Below are 23897 nucleotides of genomic sequence, written 5' to 3'. Positions count from 1 at the left end.
GATGACCGATGTCGACCGCCAGATCGAGCGGTCCAGCGAGTTGCTCCACCGCCTGTCGCCTCAGGCGCAGCGGCTGGCCCATCGCGCACGCCAGCGCAAGCGCGCCTTCCTGATCAAGAAGATCGGGCGCGTCATCATGGCCGGCGGCGCGATCCTGATCGCGTCGGTGATCTTCGGGCTGGCCGTGGGACCGATCGGAGACAGCGGCTTCCTGGTCGCGCTGGGCCTGTTCATCACCGCTGCGCTGCTGCTGCTGATCTATCCGCAATATCCGGAGGCGAGCACCGAAACGCTGGTCAATACTGACCTCAAATATCTGCCCGCGCAGACCGAGGTCTGGCTGTCCAGCCAGCGCAAGGCCCTGCCCGCCCCCGCCGCCAACCAGCTCGACCAGATCGGGCTGCGGCTGGAGACGCTGGGGCCGCAGCTCCAGACGCTCGATCCGCGCGAACCCGCCGCGCAAGAAGTGCGCAAGATCCTGACCGAGCATCTGCCCGATCTCGTCAACGGCTATAAGCGCGTGCCCGAAACGCTGCGCCGCGAACGCCAGTCGAACGGCCAGACCCCGGACCAGCAATTGACCGAGGGGCTGAAGCTGATCGACGAGGAGATCGCCGAGATGACCCGCAATATCGCGGCCGGCGATCTCGATTCATTGGCGACGCAGGGCAAGTTCCTGGAGCTCAAATATCGCGACCCCGAAGGAATGCGGGACTGACGGGCGCATGATACAGGCCCATGTCCGGTTTCGTTTTGAGAATCGGTCATCCGCGTTCTAGTCTCGCCTGAACAGGGAGACGTGATGACTTCGGCGTTGGCGTTCATGCTTGCAGGCGACAATGTCGTCTTCACCTCCGCACTCGTCCTGATGGTTCTGATCGGCGTCGTCGAGGCGATCGGCCTGGGCGGCAGCGCGGTCGATCTCGACTCGCACGCCGATCTGGACGGCGACCTGCTGGGCTGGCTGGGTGTCGGCCGGCTGCCGCTGCTGATGCTGCTGGTCGTCTTCCTCTGCATGTTCGGCGTGATCGGCCTGTCGCTCCAGCAGCTCGCGGTGTCGCTGACCGACGAGACATTGTCGCCATGGCTGGCGGGGATCGCCGCAGCGGTCGCGGCGCTGCCGGCGACGGGCCTGCTCTCTCGCCCGATCGCACGCATCCTGCCGCATGACGAAACCACGGCGGTTCCGCTCGAAAGCCTGGTCGGCCGCAGCGCCGTGATCGTGACCGGGCGCGCGGCGCGGGGCTCGCCGGCGCGCGCGCGCGTTTTCGACCAGCACGGCCAGGCCCATTATGTGATGGCTGAGCCCGACAATGCCGGACAAAGCTTCGCGGAGGGCGAGGACATCATCCTCGTCCGCCGCGAGGACCATGTTTTCCGCGCGATCAGCGCGGGTCGTACCCACCTCCCACAACTGGATCCCTGACCCCATGAACGAGATCGTCGAAAGCGGCAGCGGCATGCTTCCCATCCTCATCTATGCGGGCATCGGCCTGGTCGCGCTGATCACGCTCGGCATCATCATCGCCCGGCTCTACAAGCGCGCATCGAAGGAGATCGCGTTCGTCCGCACCGGCTTCGGCGGCGAGAAGGTGGTGATGAACGGCGGCGCGCTGGTGCTGCCCGTCTTCCACGAGACCATGCCTGTGAACATGAACACCGTCCGGCTGGCGGTGGAACGCAAGAATGCCGATGCGCTCATCACGCTCGACCGTCTGCGGATCGACGTGAAGGCCGAATTCTACGTCCGCGTCCGCCCCGATGCCGGATCGATCGCGGTCGCGGCACAGACGCTCGGCCTGCGCACGATGAACCCGGAAGCGCTGAAGGAGCTGGTCGAAGGCAAGTTCGTCGATGCGCTGCGCTCGGTCGCGGCGGGCATGACGATGAACCAGCTTCACGAACAGCGCAGCGATTTCGTGCAGAAGGTGCAGCAGGTTTCGTCCGCCGATCTCGCGATGAACGGGCTTGAGCTGGAATCGGTGTCGCTGACCGGTCTCGACCAGACCTCGATCGAGCATTTCAATGCCAACAACGCCTTCGACGCCGAAGGCCTGACCAAGCTCACCGAGCAGATCGAGATGCGCAAGAAATCGCGCAACGACATCGAGCAGGATACGCGCGTCCAGATCGAGACCAAGAATCTCGAGGCGCAGCGCCAGTCCTTCCTGATCGGCCGCGACACAGAGTTCGCGCGGCTGGAGCAAGAGCGTGAGGTCGAGATGCGCCGGGCCGAGCAGATCTCGGTCGTCGCCAGCCAGCAGGCCGAGCGCCAGCGCGAGGCCGATCAGGCGCGTATCGCCGCCAAGCAGGTGACCGATTCCGCGCAGATCGAGGCGGATCGCGCCGTGCAGCAAGCCCGGATCGCGCAGGAGCAGGCGATCGAACTCGCCCGCCAGGAACAGCAGATCGCTGTGCAGAACAAGAGCCGCGAGGAAAGCCAGGCGCGGGCGGAGGCCGACAAGGCCCGCGCCGCCGCCGTCGCCGCCGAGGAACAGGTGTCGACCGCGCGAGAATCCGAGATCGCCGAGCGCACCAAGAAGATCGAGCTGATCGAGGCGTCGAAGGAAGCCGAGCGCCAGGCGATCGGCATCAAGGTTCAGGCCGATGCCGAGAAGCAGGCCGCGGCCGACCGCGCCGAGGCGGTTCGCGAGGCCGCCCGCGGCGAGGCGGAAGCGGAGAAGCTGCGGGCCGAGGCGGCGCGCGTGCGCTTCGAGGTGGAAGCCGCAGGCCAGCGCGCCGTCAACGAAGCGGCGAACCTGCTGTCATCCAACCAGATCTCGCTCCAGACCAAGCTCGCGCTGCTGAAGGTGCTGCCCGAAGTGGTGCGCGAGGCGGCGAAGCCGATGGAGGCGATCGACAGCATCAAGATCGTCCAGGTCGATGGACTGACCGGCAAGGGCGGTTCGGCGGGCGTGGGCGGCGCCAGTGACGACGGTTCGGGCGGCGACCGCAATCTTGCCAACAGCGCGGTCGCGGCGGCGCTGCGTTATCGTGCCCAGGCCCCGGTGATCGACGGACTGATGAAGGAGCTTGGCTTCGACGGCAGTTCGCTCGACAGTCTGGTCGCGGGTGCCGCCGGCGGCGACTACCCGGCCGTGACGGATGAAGCCGCCCGCAAGCCGCGCGGCAAGGCGAAGCCCGCCAGGACCGAGGAGGAAAGCCAGGACGCCGCCGAATAGGCGGCGCCCGGCGGCGATCAGGCGAAAGCGTCGGCGAGCAGGTGGACGGGCGTCGTCCCGATCACCTGGTCGCCGATCTTGACCGCCGATGCGGCGGTATCGAACGACAAGGTGCGATCGCCGTCGGCGAAATGCAGCGAGGTGCCGACAAGACTGATCGGGACACGCAGCTCGAGATCGTCGGATACCAGGATGACATTGCTGCCAAAGACACGCGCGGTGAATCCGGTCGCGGCCTCGTCGAAGACGACCGTGTCTCCCCCCTTGCTGAACGACGTATCGAGCGTGACATTGCCGCTCAGAACCTCGACCGTTTCATGACCGTTCGTTCCGAAGACCTGAACATTGCCGGAAACCGACACGGACGCTTCGGGGCCGATCACGACCCGGCCCGACGCGAAACTCTCGGCCGAAGGCAATGCCCCCGCTTCGGCGGGCGCCGACAGGACGGTCAATGCCGAGCCGATCGCCTGTCCACCGATGCGGACCTCGCCGCCGACGAAGACGAGAGTCCGCAATCCATCCTCGAACAGCAACGCGATTCCCGCCGTGCCGATCGGAATGCGGATCTCCGTATCACCATCGGACAGAATGGCGTTATTGCCGCTCAAAGAGGCGACATAGTCGGCCGCGTCGCCTGACAGGCGGACAAGGTCGCCGCCAAAACCAAAGGATCCATCCAGCCGCACCGCGCCCGGCCGATCGAGAATGGTGATGTCCTGGAAACCGGCGTTCGTGCCGAAGATGTCGCCGTCGCTAGCCGCCCAGCTCCCCGTGAAATTGCCCAGCGCGATCAACCGGCTGGTTTTCACCGCCGCTTCGGTCGTGAAGTCATAATCCGTCAGCCCGGCATAGCCGTTGCCCGACATATCGACGAGCGCGCCGGACGCGATCGAGACGGTATAGTGCGTGCCGGCGGCAAGGCGCTGCGTCGGATCGACGATCAGCGTCGATCCGGAAATCGCGATCCGCCCGCTCGTCGCGACGTTGAAGGTCTCGACCACCGTGCCGTCGTCGCGGCGCAGGACGATGGTGCCGGTGCCCCGCGCGATCGCCTCGCTGAAGGTCGCGACGATATTGGCGTTGACCACGACGCCCGTCACCGCATCGGCCGGCTTGATAGCGGTCAGGGTCGGCGCGGTGCGGTCCACCGCCAGTGCGCGAAGCTCCGCCATGGTCTTCGAAACGCCGGCGAAGATCGCGGTTTCGACATTGGTCAGGCGATCGACGCCCTGGTTCTTCGTCTCGACAACGCAGACGTCGCCGTCGAAGCTGATCACGCAATCCGCGAGGGCCTCGGTAAACTCGGCCCGGTCGATACCGCTGCCGCCATCGATGCTGTCATTGCCGAAACCGCCGATCAGCACATCGTCGCCGTCACCGCCCTCCAACCAATCATCCCCCGAGCCGCCGTCGAGCGTATCGTTGCCCGCCTCGCCCATGAAATGGTCATCGCCGAAAATGCCGTAGAGCAAGTCGTTTCCAGCGCCGGCACGGACCGTGCTGTCGCCTTCGAGCGTACCGACGAAGAAATCATTGCCATTGCCCATGACCAGATCGAACCGCTCGATCGACGTGAACTGGATCAGCGGAACGCCATTGCGCAGGATCTCGCCATGATATTGGTCGGTCCGGACCAGCCAGGCCTCATGGGAATCGGGCGCCCAATCCGTCAGCGCCAGCGTATCCATGCCGGCACCGCCATCGACAGTCGCCTTGCCCGGCCCCGGATCGAGGCGGTCGTCGCCATATCCGCCGAACAACCCGTCATCACCCGCACCGCCCAGCAGCGTGTCGTTGCCGAGTTCACCGAACAGCAGATCGTCGCCATCGCCGCCCGAGATGAAATCGTTGTCGTCCGCGTCAAACAGGTCGTCCGTCCCGTTACCGCCATAAATGGTGTCCGCGCCGGCGCCGCCTTCGAGCGAGTCGGATCCCTCGCCCCCGACGATGAAATCCCCGCCGTCACCGCCCTGCATGCTGTCCGCACCCGCCATGCCGAACATGATGTCCGCACCGGACGTGCCCCCGATCGCATTGCCGCTGCTGCCGTCCAATATCGCCGGCGTCGCGCCGGGCAGGAGCTGTTCGAGCGTGAAATCGCCATCGACCAGGATCGACAGAACTCCGTTCGCGGTCACCGCGTTCAGCCGCGTCGCACCATTCTCGGCCGCAACGGAAAAGCTTGTCGCCCCCGTCAGGCGCAGATCGATCGTGTCGACGCCTGGCGTGAAGTCCAGGATACGATCCGGCGCCGCCTGCGGCGAATCGTCGGTCGCAAGAAACAGGAAGGTGTCCGCGCCATTGCCGCCACGCAGCGTGTCGGCGCCTCCGCCGCCGATCAGCGTGTCCGCACCGTCACCGCCCTCGATAACATTGGCGACCTGGTTGCCGGTGATCCGATCGTCGCCGCTGCCGCCGATCGCATTCTCGATCACGACGCCATTGGCGATCGAAAAGCCGCCGATAATGCCGGTCGCCTGAGAGAAATAGCCACCACCACCCGGCGCCACCTGCAAGGTGGCGGCGCGCAGGTCGATCACGCTTGCAGCCGACCCCTGATACCGCACGGTATCGTTGCCGCCGGCATCCCAGATGCACCAGAAATAGGTGCCGATGCCGTTGGTTGCCGGCAGGTCGTAGATATCGTCGCCGGCGCCCGTCGCCATGTTGGCGCCGTAGATCGCCTGCGCCGCAGCGATGTCGAACGCCATCGGCCCGCCGATATAGCCCCACTCGACCGAGTAGGAGAGGCCGAAGCGCGACTGATGATCGCCGACATAGGACATCACGCTGTAGGCATCGGTGTTCAGATCGAAGGAACCGCGATCCTGCGGTCCGGATGCGCCGGGGAAATAGACGTCGCCCGAGCCGCCATCATGGGTATGATCAAGCCCCAGCCCATGCCCGAGTTCGTGCAGCAGGATGCGGAAATACTCGCCGCCGACGCGGCTGTCCCCCCGATCGCTGTTGGGCAGCAGATCATAGCCGCCGCCATACACGCCGACGAACGAGCTCGGATAATAATGATAGGCGGTCGCACCGAAGGAATAAGGCGTGAGGACACGCTCCACCCAGTTCGCTTCGGACGCCGAGAACACTTCGGTGAAGCTGAGATTGATCACGCTCGCCCATGAAGCGACGGCTGCCCGCAGTCCATCACCGGCGCCGTCCTGATCCCAATCGTTCACGCCATTATTGTCATGATCACTCGGCGCGATATAATAGGTGACCGGACTGGTATTGCTGTAGCGAACGCCCGCCGCGAGCGCGCGAACGAACGGATTGTCGGTCGCCGGCGTGAAATTTTCCGCTGTCGTGCTCATGAAGATCCCCCCGGACTCGAACCTCTTGTCCGGTCCTAGCGAGGACGCCGTATATCGACAACCGCGCCCGGACGGGGCGGCTCTACTTTAGGCATATACCCAGACCGGGCGGCTATGCGCCGGAATCAGGACCTCCCGACGCCGGAATCATTTTAGCAGGCCCCGCACCGAGCAACTCCAGTTTCGCCGTTGTGAATTCTGTCTCGGTCAACGCCCCGCTCTCCTTGAGCGACCACAGCTTTGCGATACGATCCTCAACCGCTTGCGAAGCCTCGATCCGGGCCACTGGCACCGATGCCTTTTCTTCGGCTCGAAGCGGACGGTGCAATGCGCTCGAGGCCTTGTCTCGCCCATGGGCCGCCAGCCTGGCGGTGCCGGAAATTTGAAAGGTATCTGGATGCCCCGCGAGGATTCGAACCTCGATTGACGGAGTCAGAGTCCGTAGTCTTACCTTTAGACGACGGGGCAACGAGGCGCGCGAAATAGGCGGGGGGTGCGCCCGGGTCAAGGGGCTTCGTGCACCATCTGTCAGATGCCTGCCTTGCGGTTCGCGCGGGCAGTCCCTAGTCTGTCATTCAAGTACCGGGCGGTATTCCCGTTTTCCGGAGAACATAAGAGTGATTTGACGGCCATGGTGGAGCGTTCCATGCCATTGCCGCACCAGCCCGCCCCGCATGCGGGCCCTGCGGCCTCCAGGCGTACCGCGTCCGCGCGGTGGCCCCATCGACGCGCATATGCCGCGCTCGATCTCGGCACCAACAATTGCCGGCTGCTGATCGCCAAGCCCGAAGGCGACGGCTTCGTGGTGATCGACGCATTCTCGCGAATCGTGCGACTGGGCGAAGGCCTGGCGGCGACCGGTCGGCTGAGCGACGCGGCGATCGAGCGCGCGATCGCCGCCCTCACCATCTGCGCGGACAAGCTGAGACGCCGTCACGTCACGCTCGCCCGCTCGGTCGCGACCGAGGCCTGTCGCCAGGCGGTGAACGGACAGGCCTTCATCGACCGCGTCTATCGCGAGACCGGCATCGCGCTCGACATCATCAGCGCGGAGGAGGAAGCGCGGCTGGCCGTGATGGGTTGCCACGCGCTGCTCGAACCCGGCGACGGCCCGGCGCTGATCTTCGACATCGGCGGCGGATCGACCGAGCTTGTGCTGATCGACACGCGCGAGGGCCATCCGCATATCCGCGACTGGCTGAGCGCGCCCTGGGGCGTCGTCTCGCTGACCGAGAGCGAACCCGTCACCGAGGACAGCGATGCAGCCCGGCTTGACGCCTATGCCCGCATGAAGCGCCGCGTGAGCGACAGCTTCGCCCGTTTCGCCGAAAGGCTGCCGCTGAACGACATGGAGGATATCCGGCTGCTCGGCACCAGCGGCACCGTCACCACGCTCGCCAGCCTGCATCTGGGGCTGACATCCTATGATCGCAGCGCGATCGACGGGCTGATCGTTCCGGCACAGGCGATGCAGCAGATCAGCACCAGCCTGTCGCGCATGTCGATCGAGGAACGGCAGCGCCAGCCCTGTATCGGCGTCGAGCGCGCGGACCTGGTGGTGGCGGGCTGCGCGATCCTGGAGGCGATTATCGATATCTGGCCCGCCGAGCGACTGGGTGTCGCCGATCGCGGCATCCGTGAAGGGATATTGCGTTTGTTGATGGCGCGCGACCGATGAGCCGGGGCGGATCGGGCGGACGCCAGCGCGTCAAGACATCCAAGGGACGGACGGCGCAATCGACGCGCTGGCTGGAACGCCAGCTCAACGACCCATATGTCAAGCGCGCGCGCGCCGAGGGCTATCGCAGCCGGGCGGCGTACAAGCTGATCGAGCTTGACGAGAAATTCGCGCTGCTGCGCGGCGCCAAGCGCATCCTGGACCTGGGCATCGCGCCCGGCGGATGGAGCCAGGTCGCGCGCAAGGCCACGCCGCGCGCGGCAATCGTCGGCATCGACCTGCTGCCCACCGATCCGATCGACGGCGTGACCATCTTCCAGATGGATTTCATGCACGACGACGCGCCCGCGCGGCTGGAAGAGGCATTGGGCGGCGGCGCGGACCTGATCTTGTCGGACATGGCGGCCAACACCGTCGGCCACCCGCAGACCGATCACCTGCGGACCATGGGCCTGGTCGAAGCCGCGGTCGATTTCGCGATCCAGATCCTGGAGCCCGGCGGCGCCTTTGTCGCGAAAGTGTTCGCGGGCGGCACCGATCGTGAATTGCTGACGATCCTCAAGCAGAATTTCACGACGGTGAAGCACGCCAAGCCGCCTGCGAGCCGCAAGGACTCGTCGGAATGGTATGTGATCGCTCAAGGCTTCAAGGGACGGGATTGAGGGTTTCCGGGCAATCCCGGATCCATCATTCTTCGTCGCTCCAGCTCTCGCCAAAGGCCGGGGCTGTCCTGAGCCCGTCGAAGGGCTGGAGCGACGAAGAACTGAAACGACGATGAAAGAGCAGGATCGGGACGGCTTGCGTCACCCCTTCTTGCGCGCCTCGGCGATCGCCTTCTTCAACGTGTCGTAACCAACCGCGCCATTCAGGATCTGGTCGCCCACCACCCAGCTCGGCGTGCCGCTGAAGCGCAGGTCGCGCGCGAGCTGGACATTGCCCTCGATCTCGCGCTGCGCCTCGGGCGAGGCCTGCACCTTCGCCGCGGCGGTCACGTCGATGCCAACCTCCTTCTGGACGCGCTCGATCGTCTGCGCCGTCGGCCGGCCGGCGGCGTAGAGCGCGTCGTGGAACGCCTTGAACTTGCCCTGCGCGGCGGCGGCCAGGCTCGCACGCGCGGCAAGGTCGCTGGTCTCGCTCAGGATCGGCAGTTCGCGGAAGACGACCTTGAGTTGCTTGTCTTCCTTCAGCAGCCGCTCGATGTCCGGCAGGCTCGCCCGGCAATAGCCACAGGCATAGTCGAAGAAGATGGTGAGCGTGGCGTCGCCGCGCTCATTGCCCGCCCATGCGCTGGCGAACGGCGTTTCGATCCGGCTGCGATTGGTATCGACGACCTTGCCGATCTCGCGCTGCTGAAGCTTCTCCATCGCTTCCGGAATGATCTCCGGATGCGCGAGGATATAGTCGCGCACCACCGCCTCGATCTTCGCGCGTTCCGCGTCCCCCACCTGCGGCGTCCCGAGCGCGCCGGTGGCGAGCGCGGTGCCGGCGGCGCCCGCGAGAAAAGCGGCGATGCCGATCATTATGGTCTTTCTCCTGGAAACTATCTGGGTCATCTCTTCACTCGATCTCGCTGGCGTCAGCGCTTTTTCTTCTTGGACATCGCCGCTTCGGAAACCATCGCGATATCCTGCGCGCGCAGCCAGTCCGGCGTGCCCTCCTTGATACCCTGCATCGCCTGCCGTGCATTGGGAAGGGCCAGTTCGGGGCGGTTCTGCAGATTGTAGCGCTCGGCCGTGGCGAGTTGCGCGCGCGGAACATCGCCTTCGCGCTCATAGACCACGCCAAGCTGATACCAGGCGAAGGGATTGTCGTTGTCCCGCGTCACCGCCGCCTTGAGCACGCTGCGCGCCTCGTCGAAATTCTTCGGATCCTCGGTCGCGATCAGCGCGTGACCGAACAGCGCGGCGATCAACGGCTGCGCGCGCGTCGCCTGCACTGCCTCGCGCAGCGGCGGGATCGCCTCGGCCGGGCGGCCGGATTCGAGCAGGATCTGCCCCTTGAGTTCCAGATAATAAGGATCGTGCGGCGCCTTGGTCAGCAGCGCGTCCACCTCCGCCATCGCCTTGTCCGGATAAGCGGATTTATGCCAGGCATAGGCGCGTGCATAGCGTGCCGCGTCGGTCTTGTTCGTCTCGGGATATTCGCGCAGCGTCTGTGCCGATTCCCATGCGAAGCCGCGCAGCTTGGCCTTGATCCGCTGGAAACGCGCCTCAAGCCCGGGCTCGGTCGGCTTGTTCCAGGCCGGCGAGGCCTGATATTGATGTTCGAGGACGGACAGGCGCTCGCTGGTCAGCGGGTGGGTGCGCCCATAGCTGTCGTCCTGCGGGATATTGAGCCGATATTCGAGATTCTGGATCCGCTTGAAGAAGGCGATCGAACCCTTGCCGCTGATCCCGGCGCCAGCGAGATATTTGACGCCTGCAGCATCCGCGCTCACTTCCTGGGTACGGGTGAAGGCGAGGAATTTGCCAAGCGCCGCCTGCTGGCCGGCCATCATGATGCCCATGCCGGCGTCGCCCGCGCCTGCGGCGACCGCCGCCAGGCCGGCGAGCAGGCTGAGCAGCGTGATGCCCGTGGCCTGCTTCATCCCCTCCGACGAGCGGATAATATGCCCGCCGGTGATGTGGCCAAGCTCGTGCGCGATCACGCCCTGCACTTCATTGGCGTTGTCCGCCTGCATGATCGTGCCGGAATTCATGTAGACGATCTGGCCGCCCGCCACGAAGGCGTTGATGCTGGGATCGCCGACCATCACGACGGTGACGTTCTTGGGTTCGAGGCCGGCCGCGCGGATCAGCGGCTCGGACATCTCATGAAGGACCGCTTCGGTCTCCGCGTCGCGCAGGATCGACTGCGCCATCGCCGGCTGGGCGATCAGGATCGCGGAGAAGAGGAACGCCAGCGCCGCGCGCAGGGCGGCGCCGGGGGAACGAAACGGGCTGGCCATGGCCATTCCTTCCTTGCCCCCGGCGGCTGAACCCCCGCTGAAGATGTGCCGCGGCCTCACGGCCTCAGCGCGTCCGCATGCGCTCCGCAGCCGGGATCACTCCTGGCCGCCGAACGTCCGCTGCCACCAGCCGCGCCGGGGCGCGTCGCCCGCGTCGTTCGCCGCGACCGGCTGATCGCCATCGGCGGGAACGGCATCCGCCGTGACCGCTTCGGCCGCGGCCGCCTCAGCCGCGACAGCAGCCTTTTTGCGCGTCCGCTTGGGCTTCGCCGGCGCGACTTCCTCGACGGATGTCTCGACGACGGGCGTCTCGGCGACCGGTTCGGGCGCCGGTGCTTCCGGTTCCGCGACCTCGGCGGCCTTCGCCTTCGGCGCCGCCTTCTTGCGGGTGCGCTTCGGCTTCTCGGCGGGCGCGTCCACAGCCTCTTCTGCCGGAGCGGGCTCGGCGGGCGCCTCCTCGGCTACAGCCACCTCGACGACAGGTGCTTCGGCAACGGGCTCCACCTGAACCTCGGCCTTCTTGCGACGCGTCCGCTTCGGCTTTTCGGCCGGCGCTTCCGCCACGGGTTCGGGAGCCGGTTCCGAAGCGACTTCTTCGACGGCCTGAGCTTCGGCCGGGTCGGCGTCGGCGTCCTCGGCCTGGGCGTCGGCATCACCAGCCTCGACCGGCCCGCCTTCGCGACGACGCTTGCCGCCACGGCGACCACGACGGCCACGACGACGCTTGCCGCCTTCGTCCGATCCATCATCGCTTTCGATCGCGGAATCGACATCCGCGCCCTGATCGCTCTCGCTCTCGCTCTCCTCGTCCGACTCGCCGGCTTCGTCCTGACGCTCGGCGGCATCCGCCTCGCGATCATGGCTTTCGCCTTCCTCGTCGCGACGGCCACGACGGCCACGGCGGCGGCGGCGACGGCGGCCACCTTCGCGGTCACCGCGTTCCTCGCGACTTTCCCGCCGCTCCTCGGCCTCGGCTTCCTCTTCCTCGTCGAACTCGTCCTCGATCGGCAGATCGTCGTCCTCGTCCTCGATCACCACCGGCGCGAAGCGCGGCGCATGCTCGGGCGGCGGGCCGCTGGCCTCGACGCTCATGCGCGCGCCTTCCGCCTCGCCATCGGGCAGCACGTCGATCGTCACGCCATAGCGGTCCTCGATCTCGGCGAGCTCGGCGCGCTTGCGGTTGAGCACATAGACGGCGGCTTCCTGGCTGGCGCGCAGCGTCAGCTTGCTGCCACGCCCGCGCGCGGCCTCGTCCTCCAGCATGCGCAGCGCGGAAAGGCCGGCCGACGATGCGGTGCGGACAAGGCCCGTGCCTTCGCAATGCGGACACTGGCGCGTCGACGCCTCAAGCACGCCGGTGCGCAGGCGCTGGCGGCTCATCTCCATCAGCCCGAAGGAGCTGATCCGGCCGACCTGGATGCGCGCGCGATCGTTCGCGAGCGCCGCCTTCATCGCCTTTTCGACCTTACGGATGTTGGAGTTGTTCTCCATGTCGATGAAATCGATCACGACCAGGCCCGCCATGTCGCGCAGGCGGAGCTGGCGGGCGATCTCGTGCGCCGCTTCCAGATTGGTCGCGACGGCGGTCTGCTCGATGCCGTGCTCGCGCGTCGAGCGGCCCGAGTTGATGTCGATCGAGACGAGGGCTTCGGTCGGATTGATGACCAGATAGCCACCCGATTTGAGCTGCACCGTCGGATGATACATCGCGGCAAGCTGATCCTCGACGCCGTTGCGCTGGAACAGCGGCACAGCGTCCGAATAGGGTTTCACCCGCCGGGCATGGCTGGGCATCAGCAGCTTCATGAAGTCCTTCGCGGCGCGGTACCCTTCCTCGCCCTCGATGATCACTTCCTCGATATCGCGATTGTAGATGTCGCGAATCGCGCGCTTGATCAGGTCGCTGTCGCCATAGACGAGCGCGGGCGCCGTCGATTGCAGCGTCTTTTCGCGGATCTCGTCCCACAGCCGCGCCAGATAGTCGAAGTCGCGCTTGATCTCGGTCTTGGTGCGCTGAAGGCCGGCGGTGCGCACGATGCAGCCCATGGTCGAAGGCAGCTTCAGCTCCGCCATGATCGTCTTCAGCCGCTTGCGATCCCCGGCATTGGAGATCTTGCGGCTGATGCCGCCACCATGCGACGTGTTGGGCATCAGCACGCAATAGCGGCCGGCAAGGCTCAGATAGGTGGTCAGCGCCGCGCCCTTGTTGCCGCGCTCTTCCTTCACGACCTGGACGAGCAGCACCTGGCGGCGCCGGATCACGTCCTGGATCTTGTAGCGGCGGCGCAGGTTCATGCGCTTCTGGCGAAGCGATTCCACCGCGCCGTCGTCTATGGCCTTGCCACGGCGGCGCGGACGCGCCTCGCCTTCGCTTTCGCCATCGGCGGCTTCGCCGTCGCCCTCGTCGCCATGATCGATCGCCTCGACGACCTCGACGCCAGAGCCATCCTCGCCCTCGCCGTCATAATCGTCGTCATATTCCTCGGCCTGGGCGGCGCGCAGCGCCTCTTCCTCGGCGGCGTGCTCGGCCTCCTCGCGAAGCAGCGCCTCGCGATCTTCCTTCGGAATCTGGTAATAGTCCGGATGAATCTCGCTGAACGCGAGGAACCCGTGGCGATTGCCGCCATAATCGACGAACGCCGCCTGAAGCGACGGTTCGACGCGTGTCACCTTGGCGAGATAGATATTCCCCTTGAGCTGCTTGTGCTCGGCGGATTCGAAATCAAACTCCTCGATTCGGTGTCCCTTGACGACGGCCACGCGGGTTTCCTCCCGGTGGCGCGCGTCGATCAGCATGCGCGTTGTCATTGAAAAATCTCCGGGCGCGCCATGTGCGGTCCCGCTCGGGCCGCGGCGCGCCAAATAATGCGGATGCCGGTCGGTCTGTCGCGGGCATCCGGGTTGATGTGATGAAATTATGTGCCTCTGCTGCGTCGACACGTCCGGCCAGTCGGACCGGAACCCCCCACAGCGGCAACGCATCGCCGATCCTTTCGGCGAAATGCGGAGCAGGGGAGAAATGCCTCATGCAGCGTCAACCTGTTAATATCGCCCCTTCGAGCGACATGCGTAAGCCAGCGGGGAACCTGTCCCGCATCCGGCGACACTTCGCTAGCACCCGCGCCCCTCCGGAGCAACAAAAAGCAAGTCCACCGCCGGACACCTCCTGCCCCATCAATGACTAACGGCTCGTTAATCATATTCTTTCACCGTCATTTGAGGCGTTTTTCCTAGGTCTGCGAACAGGTGTGGACCAAGGGTGGAAACCAGTTGCGTATATCGAGGGTATGGACCGGCCCTAGGCCGAGCTGGCACAATGGCGTCATGACCGCCGCGCTTTTCCTGTTCGCAACTCTGTTCGCGCCAACGGCGGAGGCCGCGCGCGTGCAGAGCATCGCGGTCGATGGTGACGCGGTGGTGTTGAGTTTCGACGAAGCAATCGAGCGCGCATCGACCTTCGCGCTCGATGGTCCGCGCCGCCTGGCCGTGGACATCCCCGGTGTGGAGCCCGGTTCCGTCTCCACCGCGGGCGGGCCGATCGAACAGGTGCGCCAGGGCCGTCAGAATGGCGACACCGCGCGCATCGTCCTCGACCTCGCCAGCCCGACGCTGATCTCCGACGCGCGATTCGGCTCGGACGGGCGCACGCTCACCCTGTCGCTCAAATCCGTGGAACAGTCCGAATTCACGCGCGCCGCGCGCGCCGGACGCAGCCGCTGGGAAGTCGAGGGCACGCAGCTCGCCATGAACACGCCGCCGAAGCGGCGCTATTCGGTCACCATCCCGCTCGATCCGCCCAAGCGCCTGTCGCTGCCGCGCATCCAGGGGCCGGACGGACGACCGCTGGTGGTGATCGACGCCGGCCATGGCGGCCATGATCCCGGCGCGATCTCTCCGCACGGCGGCGCGCGCGAAAAGGACGCGACGCTCGCCATCGCCCGCGCCATCCGCGACGAACTGGTCTCGTCCGGCCGCGTCCGCGTCGCGCTGACGCGCGAGGACGATCGCTTCATCGTGCTCAACCAGCGCTACGAGATCGCACGGCGGCTGAACGCCGACCTGTTCATCTCGATCCATGCCGACAGCGCCGGCAACGAACAGGCGACCGGCGCCACCGTCTATACGCTGTCCGAGGTCGCGTCCGACCGCGAGGCGGCGCGGCTCGCGGCGCGCGAGAACAAGGCGGACATCCTGAACGGCGTCAATCTGGGCGGCGCGACGAGCGACGTCAGCTCGATCCTGATCGACCTGACCCAGCGCGAGACGATGAACATCTCGTCGAAATTCGCGACCCTGCTGAAGCGCGAGGCGGCCCCGCTCGTCCCCTTCCGCAGCGACTATCACCGGTTCGCGTCGCTGATCGTGCTCAAGGCGCCCGACGTGCCCTCGGTGCTGTTCGAAACCGGCTATCTCAGCAACGAAGCCGATATGAAGTTCCTGTTCTCAACCGACGGCCGCAAGCGCATCGCAACGGGCGCCGCCCGCGCGATCGAGACGCATTTCGCCCGCCAACTGGCCTCGCGCTAACCCCGCCGCAGCGCATTCCGGAGCCAAAATCCCCGCCATCGGCCGGATTTGATCGCAGCCCGGCTGGCATAGCGGCGAATCTTTGCTAGAGCCGGTCAGGCATGACCGAGGCCTCGGACCAGAATTTCAGCTATCGACTCCGGCGTGAGGCGAGCGGCGCATGGGCATTGCTCGCGCGCTGGCGCAGCAAGCGCTGGGTGCAGGCGCTGTTCGCGCTCGCGCTGCTGGCGCTGCTCGGCTGGCTGCTTATCTGGCTGATCTTCGCGCGCAACCTGCCCTCTGCCGAAACGCTGCTGACCTACGAGCCGCCGCTGCCGACCAACGTCCGCGCGATCGACGGCACGCCGGTCCACAGCTATGCCCGCGAACGCCGCGTCCAGCTTTCCTACGCCGAATATCCGCCGCTGCTCGTCCGCGCCTTCCTGGCGGCGGAGGATCGCACTTTCTTCGAGCATGGCGGCCTCGACTATCCCGGCATCGTCGCCGCGATCCTCAACAACCTCGCCAGCGACGGCCGGCCGGTCGGCGCGTCCACCATCACCCAGCAGGTGGCCAAGAACCTGCTGCTGACCAACGAGCTCAGCTATGTCCGCAAGGTGAAGGAAGCGATCCTCGCCAAGCGCATCGAATCGGTGCTGACCAAGCAGCAGATCATGGAACTCTACCTGAACCAGATCGCGCTGGGACGGCAGAGCTTCGGCGTGCAGGCGGCGGCGCGCGCCTATTTCGACAAGGATGTGGAAGCGCTGACGCTGCCGGAAATGGCATTCCTCGCGATCCTGCCCAAGGCGCCCTCCACCTATAGCCGCGATACCGCGAAGGCGACCGCGCGCCGCAATTTCGTGCTTTCCGAAATGAAGCGCAACGGCTTCATCACCGAGGGACAGATGCTCGCCGCGCAGGCCGCGCCGCTGGGCATCCGCCCCAATATCGGCGCACGCTACGAATATGTCGGCGGCTATTACATGGAAGAGGTGCGCCGCCAGCTCATCGACAAATATGGCGAGAACGCCGATGGCGGCCGCAACCCATACAGCGTCTATGGCGGCGGCCTGTGGGTGCGCACCTCGTTCAATCCCGCTTATCAGGAATATACCCAGGATGCGCTGCGCGCGGGCCTGGTCCGCTATGACGGCGCGCGGGGCTGGCATGGGCCGATCGACAAGATCGAAGTGGGCGATCGCTGGCGGACCAATCTGGCGCTGCGCAATATCGGCGTCGATTACAAGGATTGGCGGATCGCCGTCATCATCTCCAAATCGGCCGCCGCCGCCGAGATCGGCTTTTCAGACGGCGCGACGGGCACGCTGCCCGCCGGTTTCGCGTCGATGCCCAAGCGCGGCACCGCCGAAACCGCCTTTTCGGCGATGAACCCGGGCGACCTGATCGCGGTGGCGCCCGAAGGCAATGCCTGGGGCCTGCGCAACATCCCCGAAATCTCGGGCGGCATGGTGGTCGAGGATCCGCATACCGGCCGCGTCCTCGCGATGCAGGGCGGGTTCGACGCGCGACTTCAAAGCTATAATCGCGCGACACAGGCCGAGCGCCAGCCCGGATCGACCTTCAAGCCGATCGCCTATTCCGCCGCGCTCGATTCGGGCATGACGCCGGCATCGATCATCGTCGACGGCCCCTTCTGCGTCTATCAGGGCGCGCGGCTGGGCCAGAAATGCTTCCGCAATTTCGGCGGCAGCGCCGGCGCCGGTCCGCAGACGATGCGCTGGGGCATCGAACAGTCGCGCAACCTGATGACCGTTCGCGCCGCCAGCCAGACGGGCATGGACAAGGTGGTGAAGATGGCGGCCGCGCTGGGCGTCAGCGCGCCGGGCAAGGCGTATCCCCAGGTCCTGGCCGTCGCACTGGGCGCGGGCGACACCACGGTGCTGCGCCTGACCAACGCCTATTCGATCCTGGCCAACAACGGCAAGGCGCTGACGCCCACGCTGATCGACTATGTGCAGGATCGCCACGGCAAGGCGATCTATCGCGCCGACACCCGCCCCTGCGAGGGTTGCAGCGCCAAGGACTGGGACGGCAAGGCGATGCCGCGCCCGCCCGCGCGGACCAAGCTGGCCATGGATCCGATGACGGCGTTCCAGATGGTCCATATCCTGGAAGGCGTGGTCCAGCGCGGCACCGCGACCACGTTGCGCGAGCTCAACCGCCCGATCTTCGGCAAGACCGGCACCACCAGCGGCCCGACCAATGTCTGGTTCGTCGGCGGCTCCGCCGATGTCGTTGCCGGCGTCTATATGGGCTTCGACCAGCCGCGCTCGATGGGCGGCTATGCCCAGGGTGGCACACTGGCGGCGCCGATCTTCAAGGCGTTCGCGCAAAAGGCGTTCAAGGACATGGCGGTTGTCCCCTTCCGCGCGCCGCCCGGCATCCGCATGGTGCGGATCGACCGGCGTTCGGGGCGCAAGGTGTTCGGCGCATGGCCATCGGGCGACGATCCGAAGCCCGCGGTGATCTGGGAAGCGTTCAAGCCCGAAAGCGAGCCGCGCCGGTCCATCCGCCGCGACGAGATCGCGAAGGACAAGAAGAAGGATCCCGCCACCGCCGGGGCCGCCGCCCGGCCGCGCAACGACAGCGAGTTCTTGCAAAGGCAGGACGGGATTTACTAACCCACGGCGTCATTCCGGTGCAGCCGGAAGGTATCGCAAGTCATTGGAGTTTCGAAATGCGCGCCGAAGCGCAGGCACATGCCGACAAGATCAACGACGCGCTCGCGCTTCTCCGCCGTTTCCTGGACTGGGATCGCGCGTTGCGCCGACTCGACGAGCTGAACGCGCGCGTCGAGGACCCGACGCTTTGGGACGATCCCAAGGCGGCGCAGGACGTGATGCGCGAACGCCGCCGGCTGGACGAGGCGATCACCGCGACGCGCGCGATCGAAACCGAACTCAGCGACACCATCGAATTGATGGAAATGGCCGAGGCCGAAGGCGACAGCGCGCTCGTCGATGAGGGCGTCGCGGGTCTTGCCGCGCTGTCGGCGCGCGCCGACGAGGACAAGATCAAGGCGCTGCTCGCGGGTGAGGCCGACGCCAACGACGCCTATCTGGAGGTCCATGCCGGCGCCGGCGGCACCGAGAGCCAGGATTGGGCCGAGATGTTGCAGCGCATGTATCAGCGGTGGGCCGAAAAGCGCGGCTTCAAGGTCGATCTGGTCGAATATCAGGCCGGCGAACAGGCCGGGATCAAGTCCGCGACGCTGCAGATCAAGGGCGAAAACGCCTATGGCTACGCCAAGACCGAGAGCGGCGTGCACCGGCTGGTGCGGATCAGCCCCTATGATTCGTCCGCGCGGCGGCACACCAGTTTCTCGTCGGTCTGGGTCTATCCGGTGATCGACGACAATATCGAGATCGAGCTCAACGAGGGCGACATCAAGATGGACACCTATCGCGCGTCGGGCGCGGGTGGCCAGCACGTCAACACCACCGATTCGGCGGTGCGCCTTACCCACATCCCGACGGGCATCATCGTCGCCAGCCAGAACGACCGGTCTCAGCACAAGAACCGCGCGACCGCGATGAACATGCTGCGCGCCCGCCTGTACGAGGCCGAACTGCAGAAGCGCGAAGCCGCGGCCAGCGGCGAATATGCGGCGAAGACCGAGATCGGCTGGGGCCACCAGATCCGCTCCTATGTGCTCCAGCCCTATCAGCTCGTGAAGGACCTGCGGACCGGCGTCACCTCGACCGCGCCCGACGACGTGCTCGACGGCGCGCTCGATCCGTTCATGGCGGCGGCGCTGTCGCAACGCGTGACCGGCGAGACGGTGGATGTGGAGGACGTGGATTGAGGCGGGCGCTGCCGCTTTTCCTGATGCTTGCCGCATGCAAGCCGAGCGAACAGACGCCCGAATTCCCGGCGGCTGATCGCCCGGTCGCGCCGATCACCGCCAGCCGCTTCTCGACCGAGGAGGCACGCGACCGGGTCAACGAATCGGGTACGGTGATGGACCTGGCCGGCATCAAGCCGGGCATGACCGTTGCCGATATCGGCGCGGGCGAAGGCTATTACACGATTCGCCTGGCCCAGCGCGTCGGCGAAAAGGGCCGGGTGCTGGCCGAGGATATCGTGCCGCAGGTGCGCGACGCACTGGCCGAGCGCGTCACGCGCGAGCGGCTCGACAATGTCAGCGTCCGCCTCGGCGAGCCGGCCGACCCCAAACTGCCCGAGCACAGCTTCGACCGTATCTTCATGGTCCATATGTATCATGAGATCGAACAGCCTTATGAGTTCCTCTGGCGGATGCGTCCGTCGCTGAGCAAGGGCGGGCGCGTGATCGTCGTCGACGCCGAGCGCCCGACGCCCAATCACGGCACGCCGATCGCGCTGCTGACCTGCGAGTTCGCGGCTGTCGGCTACAAGCTCGTCGAAAAGACACCGCTTCCGGCCGTCGACGGCTATATCGCGCAGTTCGAGGCATCGGGCCAACGCCCGCAACCCGAGACGATCACGGCCTGCAAGGGTTGAGCCGCGAGGCCTGATCCGCCCGAACCACACAAGGATGTCGCTGGGGGCTTGGCGAGGCGGTGATCGCCCGTCATAAGTCTGGCGACCATGCAGGCCTATCTCGACCTCCTCCGCCGAATCCTCGACGAAGGCACCCGGCAGGACGACCGCACCGGTACGGGCACGCTTGCCGTGTTCGGCCACCAGATGCGCTTCGATCTTTCGCGCGGCTTTCCGTTGCTCACCACCAAGAAGCTGCACCTGCGCTCGATCGTCTACGAACTGCTCTGGTTCCTGAAAGGCGACACCAATGTCCGCTGGCTGCAGGAGAATCGCGTCAGCATCTGGGACGAATGGGCCGACGAGAATGGCGATCTCGGCCCGGTCTATGGCAAGCAGTGGCGCGACTGGGAAAGCGCCGACGGCGGCCATATCGACCAGATCAAGGCGCTGATCGACCAGATCAATTCCAATCCGGGCTCGCGCCGCCAGATCGTGACGGCCTGGAATCCGGGCGAAGTCGATCGCATGGCGCTGGCGCCCTGCCACTGCCTGTTCCAGACCCAGGTGGCGGACGGACGGCTGAACCTGCAGCTCTATCAGCGCAGCGCCGACGTGTTCCTGGGCGTGCCGTTCAACATCGCCAGCTATGCGCTGCTCACCCATATGCTCGCCGACCAATGCGGGCTGAAGCCGGGCACGTTCGTCTGGACGGGCGGCGACACGCATCTCTATCTCAACCATCTCGATCAGGCGCGCGAACAGCTCGCCCGCGATCCCCGCCCCCTGCCCGCGCTGCATATCCTGCGCACGCCGGAGACGATCGACGCCTATGAATATGAGGATTTCGAGATCGTCGGCTATGAGCCGCATCCCCACATCAAGGCGCCGGTGGCGGTCTAGCCGATGCCGAACCGCCCTTTTTCCGCGCCGTCAGGGCCTGTAGCCGCGTGACCGCCCATCCCGAGATCGTCCTGATCCTCGCCCGCGCCGACAATGGCGTGATCGGCCGCGACGGCACCCTGCCCTGGCACCTGCCCGCCGATCTTCGCCGGTTCAAATCGCTGACCGTCGGCGCGCCGATGATCATGGGGCGCAAGACGTTCGACAGCCTGCCCGGCATCCTGCCCGATCGGCGCCATATCGTGCTGACCCGCGATCCGGACTGGCAGGAGGACGGAGCCGAGCGCGCGGGCACCGTCGACGAGGCGCTGAAGCTCGCCAACGCGCCACACGTATCGGTGATTGGCGGCGCGGAGATCTATCGGCTGTTGCTGCCGCGCGCCGACCGGATCGAGCTGACCGAAGTTCATGTCGACGCGCAGGGGGACGCGATGATCGATTATCCAGGTTCGGACTGGCGCGAGCTGCGCCGCGAACGGCATGAGGCCGAAGGCGGCCGTCCGGCATATAGCTTCGTCACGCTGGTCCGCGCATGATCCGCTGGATCGGCATCGGCGCCGCCATATTTCTCGCCATCGCCGCCATCGGCCTGTTCGGGGTCGCGCCCGGCATGCTCGAGCGCAGCATGAACAAGCTCGCCCCCGGACCGCTGCCGACGGTTGAACCGCATACCGCCGCGCTCCACAAATCGCTCCAGATCGCCGATCTTCATGCCGACACGCTGATGTGGAAGCGCAGCCTGACCGACACCAGCACGCAGGGTCAGGTCGATCTGGGCCGCCTGGAGGCGGGCAATGTCGCGCTCCAAGTCTTCTCGTCGGTCACCAAATCGCCCAAGAACCAGAATTACGACGCGAACGGCGCCGATACCGACAATATCACGATGCTGACCGTCGCGCAGCTCCAGCCGCCGCGCACCTGGACCTCGCTGCTCCAGCGCTCGCTGTGGCACGCGCAGAAGCTGCGCGAAGTCGAGCGCAAGACCGGCGGGCGGCTGCGCGTCATTCAATCGGGGGCCGACGTCACCCGCCTGCTCGCCGACCGCCGCGCCGGCGGCTCCGTCACCGGTGCGCTGCTGTCGATCGAAGGGTTGCAGAATCTGGAGGGCAAGGCGGAGAATCTCGACCGGCTCTACAAGGCCGGCTTCCGCATGGCCGGGCTTGCCCATTTCTTCGACAACGAAGTCGCGGGATCGATGCACGGGCTGAAAAAGGGCGGCCTCACCCCGCTCGGCCGGCAGGTGGTCGGCATGATGGAAGCGCGCGGCATGGTCGTCGACATCGCGCATGCCAGCCACGCTTCGGTCGCGGAGATACTCGCGATGGCCAAGCGGCCGGTCGTCTCCAGCCATGGCGGCGTCCAGGCGACGTGCAAGGTCAACCGCAACCTGACCGACGACGAGATCCGTGGCGTCGCGCGCACCGGCGGGGTTATCGGCATCGGTTACTGGGACGCCGCGATCTGCGACACCAGCGCCGAAGCCGTCGCGAAGGCGATCGCGCATGTCCGCGATCTTGTCGGTATCGAACATGTCGGCCTGGGCAGCGATTTCGACGGCGCGGTCACGACGCGCTGGGATACCAGCCAGCTTTCCGCGATCACGCAGGCATTGGTCAATCGCGGCTTCACCGACGACGAGATTCGCGCGGTGATGGGCGGCAACGTGCTGCGGCTGCTGGCGCAGGGATTGACGCCTCTTCCGGTGCAATAGCCGCCGATCCGTCGCAAACCCGTTTGCTTCGAGCAGCGTCGAACCTGTCGAGACGCAACCGTCGAGAAGCACCCGATCTTGGTCGCCTTCTCGACTTCGGTTCTCGACAAGCTCGAAGCAAACGATGGGATGCCCCCTTCCACGCCCGACTCCGCGGAATGGTCTTGCCTCTCGGCAGGCCATTGCTCCCCACTCCACCGAACGCTACAGGCCGGGTGATGGAGCGGCTTTCGGGTGAGCGGCCCGTTCCCGAGCAATTTCGCGGGGGCGTGATCGCGCTGGGCAATTTCGACGGTTTCCACCTCGGCCACCAGGCCGTGGTCGGGCGTGCCGTCGCGCGCGCGCGCGCCGAGGGTCGGCCGGTGCTCGTCGCCACATTCGATCCGCATCCCGTTCGCTTCTTCCGGCCCGATGCCGCCCCCTTTCGACTGACCACGCTCGACCAGCGCGAACGCCTGTTCGCGGCGGCGGGCGCGGACGCGATGCTGGTCTTCTCGTTCGACGGGGCACTGGCCGCCAAGAGCGCCGAAGACTTCGTCACCATGCTCGCCCGGGATGCCGGTGCCGCCGCCGTGGTGACCGGGCAGGACTTCACGTTCGGCAAGGGCCGCAGCGGCGACGTCGGCAAGCTCGCCGAACTCGGCGCCGCGCTGGGGATGGCCGCGGAAACCGTGGGGCCGGTGGGCCTGGATGATGCGCCGGTTTCGTCCAGCCGGATTCGCGAGGCGCTTCAGGCCGGGGATTGCGCGACGGCCGCGCGGCTGCTGACGCGCCCCTTCGCGATCGAGGGCGTGGTGATCGACGGCGACAAGCTTGGCCGCACCATCGGCTATCCCACCGCCAACATCGCGCTCGGCCCCTATCTGCGCCCGCGCTACGGCATCTATGCGGTGCGCGGCCGCCTGCCCGACGGGCGCGTGCTGGAGGGCGTCGCGAATCTGGGCATCCGCCCCACCTTCGATCCGCCCAAGGAACTGCTCGAACCTTACTTCTTCGATTTCAACGAAAGCCTGTACGGCCAGATGATCGAAGTCGAGCTGATCCATTTCATGCGCGACGAGATGAAGTTCGACGGACTGGAGCCGCTGATCGAACAAATCGAGCGCGATTGCGAAGCGGCCCGCGAAATCCTGACCAGATAGGTTCTGGAGGATTTTCT

17 protein-coding genes and 1 tRNA gene are annotated in these 23897 nt (G+C 66.1%); 13 read left to right on the top strand and 5 right to left on the bottom strand.

Annotation, left to right across the window (positions count from 1 at the left end; genetic code table 11):
* Position 1 precedes the first annotated feature (1 nt).
* From ACODTA_RS09220 to ACODTA_RS09210, 3 genes are all read left to right on the top strand, one after another.
* Positions 2 to 718: a DUF2721 domain-containing protein gene (locus ACODTA_RS09220; protein WP_489065611.1), complete on the top strand. Its 717-nt coding sequence runs from the start codon at positions 2 to 4 to the stop codon at positions 716 to 718.
* An 84-nt stretch (positions 719 to 802) separates the two neighbouring features.
* Entirely contained in the window at positions 803 to 1426 is a 624-nt protein-coding gene (locus ACODTA_RS09215) for a YqiJ family protein (RefSeq protein ID WP_489065610.1), read from the top strand.
* Positions 1427 to 1430: 4 nt separating this feature from the next.
* A complete protein-coding gene (locus tag ACODTA_RS09210) occupies positions 1431 to 3182 on the top strand; it encodes a flotillin family protein (protein ID WP_489065609.1) in 1752 nt (583 codons plus the stop codon).
* 17 nt (positions 3183 to 3199) lie between these two features.
* Here the strand turns inward: ACODTA_RS09210 and ACODTA_RS09205 are convergent, their stop codons facing one another.
* Both ACODTA_RS09205 and ACODTA_RS09200 read right to left on the bottom strand, forming a co-directional pair.
* Entirely contained in the window at positions 3200 to 6508 is a 3309-nt protein-coding gene (locus ACODTA_RS09205) for a M10 family metallopeptidase C-terminal domain-containing protein (RefSeq protein ID WP_489065608.1), read from the bottom strand.
* A gap of 394 nt (positions 6509 to 6902) precedes the next feature.
* A tRNA-Gln gene (locus ACODTA_RS09200) sits at positions 6903 to 6976 on the bottom strand.
* A 178-nt stretch (positions 6977 to 7154) separates the two neighbouring features.
* On the opposite strand from ACODTA_RS09200, the gene ACODTA_RS09195 reads away from it, so the two are divergent.
* Positions 7155 to 8186, top strand: a complete 1032-nt coding sequence (locus tag ACODTA_RS09195) for a Ppx/GppA phosphatase family protein (protein ID WP_489065607.1) — start codon at positions 7155 to 7157, stop codon at positions 8184 to 8186.
* Entirely contained in the window at positions 8183 to 8848 is a 666-nt protein-coding gene (locus ACODTA_RS09190; protein ID WP_489065606.1) for an RlmE family RNA methyltransferase, read from the top strand. Before ACODTA_RS09195 ends, ACODTA_RS09190 begins: the two co-directional genes overlap by 4 nt.
* 141 nt (positions 8849 to 8989) lie before the next feature.
* Here ACODTA_RS09190 and ACODTA_RS09185 read toward each other — a convergent pair whose 3' ends face one another.
* The 3 genes from ACODTA_RS09185 to ACODTA_RS09175 all read right to left on the bottom strand — a co-directional run bounded on the left by ACODTA_RS09185 (position 8990) and on the right by ACODTA_RS09175 (position 13941).
* Positions 8990 to 9706 (bottom strand): DsbA family protein, encoded by a 717-nt coding sequence (locus ACODTA_RS09185; protein ID WP_489065605.1) that lies wholly within the window; start codon positions 9704 to 9706, stop codon positions 8990 to 8992.
* A 56-nt stretch (positions 9707 to 9762) separates the two neighbouring features.
* A complete protein-coding gene (locus ACODTA_RS09180; protein ID WP_489065604.1) occupies positions 9763 to 11133 on the bottom strand; it encodes a M48 family metalloprotease in 1371 nt (456 codons plus the stop codon).
* Positions 11134 to 11229: 96 nt separating this feature from the next.
* Positions 11230 to 13941 carry an Rne/Rng family ribonuclease gene (locus ACODTA_RS09175; RefSeq protein WP_489065603.1) on the bottom strand — a complete coding sequence of 904 codons (2712 nt, stop codon included), beginning with the start codon at positions 13939 to 13941 and terminating at the stop codon, positions 11230 to 11232.
* Between the two features lie 516 nt (positions 13942 to 14457).
* On the opposite strand from ACODTA_RS09175, the gene ACODTA_RS09170 reads away from it, so the two are divergent.
* The 8 genes from ACODTA_RS09170 (at position 14458) to ACODTA_RS09135 (ending at position 23880) form a co-directional block, all read left to right on the top strand.
* Positions 14458 to 15660, top strand: coding sequence for an N-acetylmuramoyl-L-alanine amidase (locus tag ACODTA_RS09170; protein ID WP_489065602.1), 1203 nt, complete (start codon positions 14458 to 14460; stop codon positions 15658 to 15660).
* Between the two features lie 101 nt (positions 15661 to 15761).
* On the top strand, positions 15762 to 18284 hold the full coding sequence (locus ACODTA_RS09165) for a penicillin-binding protein 1A (RefSeq protein WP_489065601.1): 2523 nt from the start codon (positions 15762 to 15764) through the stop codon (positions 18282 to 18284).
* Between the two features lie 56 nt (positions 18285 to 18340).
* Complete coding sequence (gene prfB / locus ACODTA_RS09160; protein WP_489065600.1) at positions 18341 to 19468, top strand: peptide chain release factor 2; 1128 nt, start codon at positions 18341 to 18343, stop codon at positions 19466 to 19468.
* Between the two features lie 23 nt (positions 19469 to 19491).
* Complete coding sequence (locus ACODTA_RS09155; protein ID WP_489066191.1) at positions 19492 to 20145, top strand: class I SAM-dependent methyltransferase; 654 nt, start codon at positions 19492 to 19494, stop codon at positions 20143 to 20145.
* Between the two features lie 87 nt (positions 20146 to 20232).
* Entirely contained in the window at positions 20233 to 21027 is a 795-nt protein-coding gene (locus ACODTA_RS09150) for a thymidylate synthase (protein ID WP_489065599.1), read from the top strand.
* A gap of 47 nt (positions 21028 to 21074) precedes the next feature.
* Positions 21075 to 21563, top strand: a complete 489-nt coding sequence (locus tag ACODTA_RS09145) for a dihydrofolate reductase (RefSeq protein ID WP_489065598.1) — start codon at positions 21075 to 21077, stop codon at positions 21561 to 21563.
* On the top strand, positions 21560 to 22738 hold the full coding sequence (locus ACODTA_RS09140; RefSeq protein WP_489065597.1) for a dipeptidase: 1179 nt from the start codon (positions 21560 to 21562) through the stop codon (positions 22736 to 22738). The genes ACODTA_RS09145 and ACODTA_RS09140 overlap by 4 nt, the downstream gene beginning before the upstream one ends.
* A 218-nt stretch (positions 22739 to 22956) precedes the next feature.
* Positions 22957 to 23880: a bifunctional riboflavin kinase/FAD synthetase gene (locus ACODTA_RS09135; protein ID WP_489065596.1), complete on the top strand. Its 924-nt coding sequence runs from the start codon at positions 22957 to 22959 to the stop codon at positions 23878 to 23880.
* The last annotated feature ends 17 nt before the right edge of the window (positions 23881 to 23897 follow it).

This window comes from Sphingomonas sp. FG14, assembly GCF_057809675.1.
The sequence above is the reverse complement of the archived record's forward strand: the minus strand, read 5'-3'. Positions and strand labels throughout refer to the sequence as shown.